Origin of the sequence: Deinococcus psychrotolerans (assembly GCF_003860465.1) — a bacterium.
GTDB classification, from domain to species: domain Bacteria; phylum Deinococcota; class Deinococci; order Deinococcales; family Deinococcaceae; genus Deinococcus; species Deinococcus psychrotolerans.
In genome coordinates this window covers 2,702,135-2,714,068 of record NZ_CP034183.1, presented here as the reverse complement: position 1 = coordinate 2,714,068, position 11,934 = coordinate 2,702,135, and the positions used below count along the sequence as shown (strand labels likewise).

10 protein-coding genes are annotated in these 11,934 nt (G+C 62.1%); 5 read left to right on the top strand and 5 right to left on the bottom strand.

Features of this window, described 5'->3' with window-relative positions:
- The first annotated feature begins 103 nt into the window (after positions 1–103).
- Entirely contained in the window at positions 104–1,078 is a 975-nt protein-coding gene (locus EHF33_RS13395) for a pseudouridine synthase (RefSeq protein ID WP_124872506.1), read from the top strand.
- Here the strand turns inward: EHF33_RS13395 and EHF33_RS13390 are convergent.
- Together EHF33_RS13390 and EHF33_RS13385 are read right to left on the bottom strand one after the other, a co-directional pair.
- Positions 1,036–1,875, bottom strand: a complete 840-nt coding sequence (locus EHF33_RS13390) for a menaquinone biosynthetic enzyme MqnA/MqnD family protein (RefSeq protein ID WP_124872504.1) — start codon at positions 1,873–1,875, stop codon at positions 1,036–1,038. The genes EHF33_RS13395 and EHF33_RS13390 overlap by 43 nt on opposite strands.
- Positions 1,876–1,877: 2 nt before the next feature.
- Positions 1,878–3,056 carry a CofH family radical SAM protein gene (locus tag EHF33_RS13385; RefSeq protein WP_124872502.1) on the bottom strand — a complete coding sequence of 393 codons (1,179 nt, stop codon included), beginning with the start codon at positions 3,054–3,056 and terminating at the stop codon, positions 1,878–1,880.
- A gap of 188 nt (positions 3,057–3,244) precedes the next feature.
- Here EHF33_RS13385 and EHF33_RS13380 point away from each other — a divergent pair, with 188 nt between their 5' ends.
- Positions 3,245–3,835 carry a hypothetical protein gene (locus tag EHF33_RS13380; RefSeq protein WP_124872500.1) on the top strand — a complete coding sequence of 197 codons (591 nt, stop codon included), beginning with the start codon at positions 3,245–3,247 and terminating at the stop codon, positions 3,833–3,835.
- Between the two features lie 102 nt (positions 3,836–3,937).
- On the opposite strand, the gene EHF33_RS13375 is transcribed toward EHF33_RS13380, so the two are convergent.
- On the bottom strand, positions 3,938–4,498 hold the full coding sequence (locus tag EHF33_RS13375) for a hypothetical protein (RefSeq protein WP_124872498.1): 561 nt from the start codon (positions 4,496–4,498) through the stop codon (positions 3,938–3,940).
- A 242-nt stretch (positions 4,499–4,740) separates the two neighbouring features.
- On the opposite strand from EHF33_RS13375, the gene EHF33_RS13370 reads away from it, so the two are divergent.
- Complete coding sequence (locus EHF33_RS13370; RefSeq protein WP_124872495.1) at positions 4,741–6,159, top strand: sensor histidine kinase; 1,419 nt, start codon at positions 4,741–4,743, stop codon at positions 6,157–6,159.
- Positions 6,160–6,190: 31 nt separating this feature from the next.
- Here EHF33_RS13370 and EHF33_RS13365 read toward each other — a convergent pair whose 3' ends face one another.
- Together EHF33_RS13365 and EHF33_RS13360 are read right to left on the bottom strand one after the other, a co-directional pair.
- Positions 6,191–9,175, bottom strand: coding sequence for a CheR family methyltransferase (locus EHF33_RS13365; RefSeq protein ID WP_124872492.1), 2,985 nt, complete (start codon positions 9,173–9,175; stop codon positions 6,191–6,193).
- Positions 9,176–9,349: 174 nt separating this feature from the next.
- Positions 9,350–9,979 (bottom strand): hypothetical protein, encoded by a 630-nt coding sequence (locus EHF33_RS13360; protein WP_124872489.1) that lies wholly within the window; start codon positions 9,977–9,979, stop codon positions 9,350–9,352.
- A gap of 73 nt (positions 9,980–10,052) precedes the next feature.
- Here EHF33_RS13360 and fumC point away from each other — a divergent pair, with 73 nt between their 5' ends.
- Both fumC and EHF33_RS13350 read left to right on the top strand, forming a co-directional pair.
- Entirely contained in the window at positions 10,053–11,456 is a 1,404-nt protein-coding gene (fumC, locus tag EHF33_RS13355; protein ID WP_124872486.1) for a class II fumarate hydratase, read from the top strand.
- 144 nt (positions 11,457–11,600) lie between these two features.
- Positions 11,601–11,930, top strand: a complete 330-nt coding sequence (locus EHF33_RS13350; RefSeq protein WP_124872482.1) for a hypothetical protein — start codon at positions 11,601–11,603, stop codon at positions 11,928–11,930.
- Positions 11,931–11,934: the final 4 nt, after the last annotated feature.

The following is an 11,934-nucleotide window of genomic DNA, read 5'->3' as shown; positions in this document are numbered from 1 at the left end:
ATCCTAGCGGGAACACATGAGCGTGCTCTTTAGGCTTGCGTCAGCTTGGATCAGATGACGGAGCGGTAATGAAGCGGCGACTAGTCAACGCTACACTCGGCAGATGGCACTCAACGGCGGTTACGCTTACCACGAGCAAATCGGCGGGCGGGCGCAGGGCCAAAGCCTGCTCAGTTATTTGGCAGGGCGCTACCCGCATTCCACGCCCGCAGAATGGCAAGCCCGCTTGGAGCAAGGCGAAGTGCTGCTCAGCGGAGTACCCGCTGCCGGAGCTGAAACGCTTCAGATTGGACAAGACTTAGTCTGGCGGCGCCCACCGTGGAAGGAAGAAGCCGCGCCGCTGCATTTCGGGGTGCTGCACCAAGATAGCGCTGTGCTGGCCGTCGCCAAACCCAGCGGCCTGCCCACTTTGCCAGGTGGCGGATTCTTGGAACACACCTTGCTGCATCTGGTTCGCGCCGAATTTCCGCAGGCTAGCCCGCTGCACCGCTTGGGGCGTGGCACCTCGGGCTTGGTGCTGTTTGCCCGCACCACCGCCGCCGCCGCAAATTTGAGCAGAGCGTGGCGAGAGCAGCAGATCGGGAAACGCTACCTGGCTCTCGCGGCGGGCCGGGCCGAGCAGGACGCCTACGACATCCGCACTCCGATTGGGCCGGTGCCTCACCCCTTGTTGGGTGAGGTGTACGCGGCCAGTCCGGTGGGCAAAGTTTCCCGCAGCTTGGCACGGGTTTTGGAACGGCGCGGAACGGCTAATCCGCAAACCCCCAGTTCCCACACTCTGTTTGAAGTGGACATCCTGACCGGACGCCCCCACCAGATTCGGATTCATCTGGCCAGCATCGGACTGCCACTTCTCGGCGATCCGCTCTACGGTGCGGGCGGCCTACCTTTGACCCACCTGCCGGGCCTGCCCGGAGACGGCGGCTACTGGCTGCACGCCCACCAACTCCGTTTCGTTCATCCGGTAAGCGGCAAAGTGCTGGAGCTGACTGCGCCCCCGCCGCCCGTTTTGCAGGTGGGGGGCCAGCTTCCGGCTCAGTCGCCTGGCAGTGCAGGCCCGAACACCAGCGGCGGGTGATTCGGTGCGACTTTAGCAGCAAATTCGTTCAGGCCGAGTCGGTCCGGCGCTTCGAGGTGATAGCGGAAATTCCAGAGGTAGTGCTGCACCACCCGCTCAGGCAAACCGAGACGCTGGGCGTGGCGCTGGGCGACTTCCTCCAAGTGTCCGATGCCGTGACGCCTCGCTACCCGCATGGCCTGAAGCAATTCGGCGGGCGGCGGCGCACTCTGGCGGTAAGCCCACACTGCGAACACGAACGGATGGCCGGTCAGCTCAAACCATTTCTGGGCCAGATCGGTGACGGTCACGCCGCCCTTGTGGTGCGGCAGGGCGGTCATGCTGGTGGTCTCGGTCAGCGGGCCGACCACGCCGTACCACTCGCGCAGGGCGCTGTCACCGATTCTGAGCACGCCGTCGTAGCCCGCCGCCAGCAGTTCCTGAGCCGTACCCTCTGCACGTTCTAAACTGGGCGAGAGGCCGCTTTCCCGCAGCAGCACTTCCAGCAAGGCCACACTAGTGGCGCTCTGGGCGGTCAGCGCCACGCGCTTTAAGTCTTCCCAGGGCACGCTGTGAAACAGATTGACGCTGTAGACCGACCCCAGCACCGCCACACTGAAATCCGGCAGGGCGGCCAGCTGATCCGCGTTGCGAATGAACTCCACCGCGCTGATGTTGGCGATGTCCACTTCACCCGATAACAGCGCCGCGTTCATCTGGGTGGGCACGCCCGTCACAGCGTTGACCCCAGCGGGCAACACCAGATCGTCCAGAATCGGAGCGACGTTGGTGTAATGAATCCAGCCTGCACGGTACATGCTCAGGCTCCGGCCCCCACCGCCCGCTCCTCTTCGGCCTCGGCTCCCTGATTGATGTCCAGCGCCGCTTGCACGTCGGGGTAGCGCAAAATCTGAAAGTAGCTGTTGCGAATGGCGGGTTTAAATCCAGCGTCGTGGGCAATCCGGACGAGTTCGCGCACGGTGGCTTTGTGCCGCCCATGTCCGCCCGCCGCCGACACCACGTTTTCCTCGAGCATGGTGCTGCCCAGATCCGACGCGCCGTAATAGAGGGCCGCCTGAGCGACCTTGAAGCCCTGCGCGGGCCAGGACGCCTGAATGTTGGGCTGGTTGTCGAGGGCGATGCGGGCAATGGCAAGCTGCTGCAAGTATTCGTGCGCCGAGGCTCCAGGCGCTTTGCCGTGCAGGCGGGTGTGCTCGGTCTGGAGGCTCCACATGGCGAACCCCGCAAAGCCGATGCCGTAGTCGTGCAGCGCTTTGTCCTGCTGATCGCGGATTTTGAGCAGATGGTTGGCCCGCTGAGCGTAGCTCTCGCCGAAGCCGATGACCATCGTGGAGATGGTGTACAGGCCCTTGCGCTGAGCGGCGTCGAGGATACGGAACCAATCGTTGCTGCGAATACGGGCGGGCGCGGCTTTGGCCCGGATGTCGTCTTCCAGAATTTCGCCGCCCGCACCGGGGAGGCCGTCCAGACCCGCTTCGATAAGCGTATCGAGCAAGGTGTCGAGGTCGAGGCCGAACGTCTTTTCCATGAACAGCACTTCTTCGGGGCTGAACGCTTCGATGCGGATACTGGGGTGGTGCTTTTTGATGTGGCGCAGCAGATCGGTGTAATACTCAAGCGGCAACTCGGGATTGACTCCGCCCTGCATCAGGATGCGCGAACCGCCCACCGCTTCGAGTTCCACGATCTTGTCGGAAATCTGCTGAAAATCGAGCGTGTAGCTGTCTTTCTGGCGCTTGGTGCGGTAGAAGGCGCAGAAGTTGCAGCCCACGTTGCAGATGTTGGTGTAGTTGATGTTGCGGTCAATCAAAAAGGTCACGGTATCGGCGTCGGTGCGCTGGAGCCGCAAGCTGTGGGCCACCGCTGCCACATCGGGGAGGGGCAGCGAGTAGAGGGCGGTGATTTCGGAGTGGTCAAGCCGCTCTCCGCGCTCAGCCTTGGCGAGCAGGGCGGCGTCTTCTGGAGTCAGGCGCTTCATGAGGGCAGTTTATCACCGGAGCAGTGGGGAAAAGTCCCTGAAGGGTTACCGTTCATGGCTGTTCACGAACCGTTCAGGGGGGCAAGTTCACAGTAGGCGCAGAGCAGGAGGAGAGCAAACGAATGCCTCCCCCCGCTTCCACCCACCGCCCGCCGAGCCGCCCCCTTTGATGACAAGGAGAAAACGCCATGACCAAGTTGATGACCGTCCAGACTCAGACCGCTCAGCCCCAAGTCACCCAACTCCAAATTCTTCAGCCGCTCACTGTCCGCGCGTTCCGGGGTGTTCAGGTGATGCTGCTGGCCGCCCTCGCCGCCAGCTCGCTCGGCAGCGCCTCCGCCCAACCCCGCGCCGCAACCCTGGCCCAGCCGGTTCAGCAGATGCAGAGCATCAAGATCCCGGTCACGGGCGCTCCCGTCAGGCACGTCACACCGCCGATTCAGGCGCTGCCGACGTACCCAAACCAGACGCCGCCTGACGGTTGTAGCTGGATCTACAGAAACGGCTGGCAGTTGGCCTGTAGAGAAATGATGAGTGCGTCCGGCGCAGTCATTTCCAGCGCTCTGGTCGTGGATGAGCAGCCGGGTACTTCCTCGGGAACGGCAAGCGTGCCGACTGGCCCGCAGGCTCTGCCGACGCTGCCCAGTTATACACCTGCCGGTTGTACTTGGGTCAGCAGAGGCTCGTATGTGGGTGGCGGGGTGGTGATGGGCTGGATACTGATATGTGGCCCAATCCAACCTCACTCGGGGCCTTTCGATTCCGATCCTAGAATCTGAGCGGCCACGCCGGACTTTGGAAACGGGCTGAGCGGGCCGTAGCCGACCAACTCCTCCCCTCTCCAACCGCTTTTCAGAAATGAACCCTCCGGTGCGGCCGAATCAGGCCCCTATACCCGGCTGACCGGTGCGCGACATCAGCACGTCCACTTCGGCCAAGTCCTGCGCGGCCTCAGCGCCCCCGCCCCCGTGATGGGTCAGCAGCTGCACCCGCAGCGGCCCGAACGAGCGCTCGGTGTTGAGGTCAGCCCGCGCTCCGCTCCTCACGCTGTTTTCCACCCAACTTTTGAGGGCGGGTAGGCGCTCGGAGCCGACACGAAAGCAGCTGCTGGCCGCCGCCGAACTCAGGCGGGCCATCAACTTGCCGATGGTGGCTCCGCTTTCCGTGAGAGCCACCGTGTTGCCGACAAAAGTCAGATGCACTTTGTCGGCGAGTTCTTTTTGCTGAGCGCTGGCTCCCAGCGTCAGGCTCCACTCGCCGCCGTAGGCACTGGGCGTCAGGGCGTAGCCGCGCTCACCGCGCATCAGCTGCTCAGCCGAGATGGGCCTGACGCCCTGAAACACCCCATCGGCATAAATGAGCTTGAGGTAATCTGCGCCGAGCGCTTCGGCTTGTGCCGAGAGCATCAGGGCAAGGTGGGGAGCGGGCGTCCACGGTTTCATATCTACAGTCTACGGGGCCAGCGCTCCAAAAGTTGCCGCACTTCCCTGCTGTATCTCCGCTTCACATCTGCGCTGCGTGGGGAACCGGGCGCGTGTTCTGCGACCCCCTTTTCAGTATCGATGGGCGTGAGAAAGGTAGAACAAAATTTACAGTGTTCGCCGTGGCGCGGTATCTCAAGGCCGCAGCCGCTATCTTAAAAGCACTTCAGCAGTTGAGGTGGTCGGTGAGGGAGAAGACAGCCATGAGCGATCAGCAAAGTACGCCCGCTCCAGTTTGGTCTTCTGACGACCTGCGGCGGCAAGCCGAGGAGCAGTTACAAGCTCAACCCTCGCAGCACAGTGAAGCGAATTTTCAGCACCTTCGGCATGACTTTGAAGCGCAGCAGCACGAGCTTCAGGTGCATCAGGTGGAACTGCTGTTGCAAAACGAAGAATTGCAGCGCAGCAACCAGGCCTTAGAGCTTGCCCGCGACAAGTACCAAGAGCTCTACGACATGGCCCCCGTCGGCTACTTTTCGCTCGACAAGGGCGGGCATATCGTGGAAGTCAACGCGGCGGGCAGCGCTCAGCTCGGCCTCAGCCGCCCGCACCTGCTGGGCCGGCGCTTCTTGCTGTTTGTGGACGAATCCTCGCGCACCTCGCTGGCGACCCTCCTCAAGCGGCTGGGCAGCGGCGCGGCCAGCGGGCGCGGGCGGCTAGAACTCAGGCTGCTGCCGCAAAGCGCTGGGGGAGCAGGCGCTGGGGGGCCAACGGTGCCGCTCGAAGGCCAGCTCGACGCCGTACTGAGCAGCGGCGGCGATATCCGGCTGGCCATTACCGACATCACGGCCCTCAAAGCCGCGCAGAGCACCATCTTGGCGCTCAATGACACCCTAGAAACGCGGATCGTGGCCCGCACCGTGCAAGTTCAGGAACTCAACGAAGAGCTGGAACTGTTCGTGCAGTCCACCATGCAGGCGCTTGACACGCCGCTGCGGCACATCAGCAGTTTCGCGGGCCTGCTCAAACATGCTCAGCCCGCCGCCACGCCCGCGCCCACAGCCGCCGCTTCCCCAGCGCCTCAAGACACTCAAACGGTGTATCCAGAAGCGCTGCGTGAGCACTACCTGCGGGAAATGGTTTCGGCTGCCGAACACGTGCAGGTGCTGGCCGCAGCGCTGACCGAATACTTCCGGCTGGGGCGGCAGCGGGCGCGGTTTATTCCGGTGAGCTTGGAAAAGGTGCTGGCCGAAGTCAAAAAGTCGCTTGCGGGCGAGTTGGAAGGCCGCCAGATCGTCTGGGAGCAGCACCGCTTGCCCACCGTCACCGGCGACAGCCGCACCTTGCAGCTCCTGTTTTTTCACCTGCTCGACAACGCCCTCAAATTCAGCGAAACCCGCTCCGAAGTCCGCATCTGCATCGGCGTTTCCGAAAACAACACCGAATACATCATTTCGGTTCAGGACAACGGCGTCGGCTTTAATATGCGGCAAAAGTCGCGCTTGTTCGCGCTGTTTCAGCAGCTTCACAGCCCGCGTCAGTTCAGGGGGCTGGGGCTGGGGCTGGCGGTTGTCAAGCGGGTGGTGCTGCGGCACGGTGGGCGGGTTTGGGGCGAGGGCAAGGAAGGCGAGGGAGCCAGCTTTTGGGTGGCCCTGCCCAAAGAAGCGGGCGTCAGGAGATAAGTGCTGGGGGAGCGGTGCGCTCTTTTCTCGCTCAGATTTGTGGTGGCGACTGCTCAGCCGACAAAGCTCGCGGCAGCGCTTCGAGCAGCAGCAAATAAAGCGGAGGCTGCGCCACCTCGGCGCTGATCGGCCACGCACTGAACTTGAAGCGCTGGGCCTGTAACTCATCCGACAGCGCCAACTCCAGCGCTTCCGGATTGCGGCCAGCAATCACCTTGTCGAGCATCGCCTGAACGTCTTGGCGGCCAAACACGCCGCTCACATCGGCCAACAGCGTTTGCGGTTCGGCGTCGGGCAGCAAGCGGATCAGCGCCGGGTTGGCCGTCACGAGGCGGCTGTGCTGATCAAAAACGAGCACCGGATCGGGTAGGCCCTCGAGCAGCGCCTGAGCGTAGCGGGCCGAGAGCCGCACTTCGGCTTCGAGATTTTTGACCACGTCGAGGTCGGTCAGGGCCACCACCACGCCGTCGATGAAGTTGTTGGCGGTGCGGTAAGGCGTAATTCTGAGCAGATGCCAGTGGCCGTCTTGGGTCTGGACTTGGGTTTCAAACGGCAGCAGGGTTTCCAAGACTTGCCCGATATCGCGCAGCACGTAAGGGTAGTTCAGCTTGAGGTGAAAGTCGCTGATGGGCCGCCCGATATCACTGGGCAGCAGCCGAATAACACTGGCAAACTTGGGGGTAAAGCGCTTGATGCGGAAATCGTTGCCCAAAAAGAGGGTGGCGATTCCGGCACTTTCCAGCAAGTTGTTCATGTCGTCATTGATTTGGCCCAGCTCGGTGATCACCATTCGGTGTTCGCTGTTGGACGTGATGAGTTCTTCATTGAGGGACTGCAATTCTTCTTTGGATGTCATCAGCTCTTCGTTGGTGCTTTTGAGTTCTTCGATGGTGGTTTGGTATTCCTCGTTGGTGCTTTTGAGTTCTTCTACCGAAATCAGCATTTCTTCGATATTGGCCTGCAGGGTTTCGCGGGTGTGTTGGAGTTCGCGGGTCAGGCTCTGAACTTGGTCAAGCTGGCCTGTTTGCACGCTGAGCAGCTGGGCGGGGCCGGACTGCTCGCGGAAAATGATAATGACCAACCCTTGCTCGGGGCCGTGCAGTGGGCGCAGCGTAATGTCGAGCCCCACTGCCCTGCTGCCCACTGCGCCGCCCCCCTCTGAGCCGCCATCAGTGAAAAATTGGTGATGCACCACCACCTCACGCTGATCGCGCTGCACTTCGCGGATGCCGCTGGCCAGGTCGTAGCGCAGGCCGTCTTTGACCATTTCGAGGACGTTGTTGGTGCTGCCGGTGCCGCTGGGAAGTTGCAGGTAGCGCCCGGTTTGGCCGTTGACAAACAAAATATCGCCCGAAGCGTTGATGACCACCGCCGGCGGCGCGTACTGCGAGAGCAAAACGCGCTGAACCTGCTGCGACAAAGTGCGGTGCGGCAAGGCCAAGACGCCTTGAAACGGCGCGGCTCCCCGGCTCAGGCCGCCCGCGCCCCTCGGGGTCATTTGCCCTGAGGGCAAGGGTCTGGCCGCTTCCGGCCCGCGCCGGTAAATCCGCCAGTGCGAGTCCAGCGCCGCGAAATGGTCACGCTGAGCGCCGAGCGTTTCGCTGGTGCCCAAAAACAGCAGGCCGCCGGGGTTGAGGGCGTAGTGAAACACCCCCAAGACCCGCTGCTGCAACTCGGCCCTGAAGTAGATCAGCATGTTGCGGCAGCACAGCAAATCGAGCCGGGTAAACGGCGGGTCGCTGAAGGTGTTGTGGAGAGCAAACACCACCGACTCGCGGATAAAACCCTGAATTTGGTAGCCTTCTTCGCTGCGCCGGAAATACTTTTGCAGGCGCTGGGCCGACACCACGTGGGCGATGCTGAGCGGATACACGCTCAAACGGGCCGCGTCGATGGCCTGCTGATCAATGTCGGTGGCAAAAATCTGGATATTGAGCGGTCTGCCCAACTCTTCTACCAATTCGTGCAAAATGATCGCCACCGAGTAGGCTTCTTCACCGCTGGCGCAGCCGGGTACCCATACCCGCAGGCTGCTCTGCGGCGGGTCGCGCAGCAACAACATGCTCCGCAAATGTTCTTTGAGTTGCCCAAAGGCGTCGGGGTCGCGGAAAAAGCGGGTCACGTTGATGGTCAAATCTTGAAAGAGCGCTTCGGTTTCGCTGGGGCTGCTTTCGAGCATCCGCGAATACTCTGCAAAGGTTTGAATGCGCTGGCTTTTCATGCGGCGGTCGATTCGGCGCACCAGGGTAGACGGCTTGTAGCCGCTGAAGTCGTGCCCGGTGCGGGAGCGCACCAGCAGCAGCATGTTGTGGAGTTCGGTGGGTTCTACTTCCAGATTGCTGCCGATCACGGGCGTCAGCGACTTGGCGTTGACCCAGGTGTATAAGCGGGTGGCCAGTTCTTCGGCGGGAAGCACCGCGTCGGCCACCCCGGCAGTGACGGCGCTGAGGGGCATTGAGCCGAACTCCGCCGTGCTGGGGTCTTGCACCAGCACCCGCCCGCCCGCCTCTTTGATGGCCTGCGCTCCCGCCGTGCCGTCTTTGCCCATGCCCGACAACACGACGCACGCCGCCCGCTCACCCTGATCGGCGGCCAGGCTGACAAAAAAAGCGTCGATGGTGTGGCCTTTGGCCTGAGACAGCGCTTGAAGCTGCAAAGTCCCGCCCCGCACCGCCACACTGAACCCCGGCGGAGCCACGTAGACCGAGTCGGCCTTTATCACGGTGCCGTCACGAACCGCTTCCACGTGCAGCACGGTGCAGCGCTGCAAAATTTCGGGCATCAGGCTTTCTTGGTGCGGGTCGAGGTGTGAGATCACCACGAAGGCCATTTGACTGCCCAGCGGCAAACCGACAAAAAAGCGCTCGTAGGCGTCAAGCGCTCCTGCCGAGCCGCCAATGCCCACGATGAGCGCCGGAGGAAGCGCAGGGGACAAAGAAGAAGCCGCGTCGACGGCGGGCAGGTCGGTGGTTGTTTGTTCGGATGCGGGGGGCGGCGTTGGGGGCTGCTCTGACATGGGTACTCTCCAAGGTGAGGCCTTGAGCGGCGCGGCGGTTCCTGCGCTTTGCAAGTCGGCACATTGAAATCAACCCAAACTTGAGCACCAAAGCAGGAAAAGACCAGCGTGCCAAACACCTTGGCGGCAGACCAAAGTCGGTGTGGAGGCAGTATACGGTTTGAGCACCGTTGTTCAGGGCACTTGCTTATGGGCGCTGCTGGCTGAATCGGGTGGGTATGTTCCAATCCGACAAGGCAAAGGAAGCCAAACCTGACTTCCCCGCCACCACCGACGCGGCCAGCACTCATGCCGGATTTGAGAATGGCCCGTCGGCTTCAGCGCTGCCACAGCCAGCGCCGCCGCCGCGCCGTAGGTCGCGCCGGGGCCGAGGCGCGAGTAGAGCTGCCCGCCGCCGAGCGGCCCAGCGATTTGCGCCAGCGAACTGAACGCTCCCGTGCCGCCCTGCACCTGTCCCTGCGATTCGGCGGGAGTGGCGATGGAAATCAAAACGCCCTGAGAGGCGGCCCGCAAGGGGATCAGAGTCAGGCCCGACAGCAGGGCACTGGGCCTCGGCTCCAATGCTCCACCCATCAGTAAACCCTGCCAAATCTGACCCACCGAAAAGGTCAGGCGCACCAAGCGTTCAGGCATAAAGCGGTGTTCTTCTGGGCCGCTGTGAAATTTCCCAGATCCCTGAAAATAATTCCGCACCAAATGGCTCAGGCGGGTGTCAGGCGAGAACTCTAGGTAAGCCACCCTTCCACTCTGGCAGAAGGCGGGCGCGGGCGCATCCGCCACCGGGACAGGGCGGAGATGTCGCATTTGTTCAAGACAAAGGGGATGTTTTTACGCACCAAACCGCTCCCACCTCCCGACGACCCCTTAAACTGTGGAAATGACTTCCAATCCCAAAACCCGCACCGAATCCGACACGATGGGCACCCAAGAGGTGCAGGCCGACCGCTACTGGGGAGCACAAACCGAGCGCAGCATTCACAATTTCCCGATTGGCCGCGACACCTTCGTGATGGGCCGCCCGATTGTGCGGGCATTGGGCATTTTGAAGAAGGGTGCGGCGCAGGCCAACGCTGACCTAGGCGAGTTGCCGCAGGACGTGGCCGACTTGATCGTCAGGGCCGCCGACGAAGTGATTTCAGGACAGCTCGACAGTCACTTTCCGCTGGTGGTCTTTCAAACCGGAAGCGGCACCCAGAGCAACATGAACGCCAATGAAGTGATCAGCAACCGCGCCATTGAACTGGCAGGCGGCGAGATGGGCAGCAAAAAGCCCGTTCACCCGAACGATCACGTCAACCGGGGCCAAAGCAGCAACGATACCTTCCCAACTGCCATGCATATCGCCGTGGTGCTGGAACTCAACGAGCGGCTTTACGGCAGCGTCGGCAAGTTGCGCGATACCTTGCACGCCAAGTCTGAGGAATTTGCCGGGATCGTCAAGGTGGGCCGCACCCACCTGCAAGACGCCACGCCCATCACGCTGGGCCAAGAAATCGGCGGCTGGGTGGCGCAGCTCGACTACGCGCTGGGTGAAGTCAAGCACGCCGAAACGGGGCTGTATGACCTGGCGATTGGCGGCACGGCGGTGGGTACGGGGCTGAACGCCCACCCCAAATTCGGCGACCTGGCAGCCCAGAAGTACGCCGAGGAAACTGGCTTTCCCTTCAAGTCGGCTGAAAATAAATTCGCGGCTCTCAGCGCCCACGACGCGCTGGTGCAAGTCTCGGCGGCGATCCGCACGCTGTCAGGCGCACTGATGAAAATGGCCAACGATGTGCGCTGGCTGGCCTCGGGGCCGCGCAACGGCATCGGCGAAATTACCATTCCCGAAAATGAGCCGGGCAGCTCCATCATGCCCGGCAAGGTCAACCCCACCCAGAGTGAGGCGCTGACGATGGTCGCCACCCGCGTCTTCGGCAACGACGCCACCGTCGCTTTCGCCGGGTCGCAGGGCAACTTTCAGCTCAACGTCTTCAAGCCGGTGATGGTTCACGCTGTGCTGGAAAGCATTCGCCTCATTTCCGACGCCTCACTGGCCTTCAATGACAACTGCGCGGCAGGCATCGAACCCAACCGCGAGAAGATTCAGCACAACCTCGACATCAACCTGATGCAGGTCACGGCGCTCAATAAGCACATCGGCTACGACAAAGCCGCCGCCATTGCCAAGAAGGCACACAAGGAAGGCAGCAGCCTTAAAGACGCGGCGCTGTCGCTGGGCTACGTGACCGAGGAAGAATTTGGGAAGTGGGTCGTGCCGCTGGAGATGACGCGGAGCTGAAACAATGCTCGACTTTGGACAGATGCCAGATGTGCAGTGCCGTCGTTAGCATTGACAAAACCCAGCGCCTGACTCTTCCAAGCCCTTGCCAAACGGCGACCGCGAAACGACGCCCAAGTAGAGCAGCTTGCTAAACTCCGGGTCATGAATACCATCAACCTGAGCGGAGCAGGCCTCAGCTTCGGCGTTCTGGCGGCGGCCCTGGTGCTCGTCCTGGGAATCTGGCGCGGGCGGCGCGATCTGGGAACACGCGGCATGTGGGGCACACTCGGCGCACTGGCCCTGACCACTGTGGGAAGTACGCTGCTCTTTTCTGGCGGTTTGCTCACGCCTCTGTTGAGCGGTAAGGGCTTCGGCGGCGGCCTGGATTTGGCGCTACTCGGTCTGCTCAGCCTCGCTCTCTCATTCGGGCCGCTCTACATTGCGGCCAACTGGATCGAAGTCATCTTGCGCCAGACCCAGCCCACGCGCTAAGGCG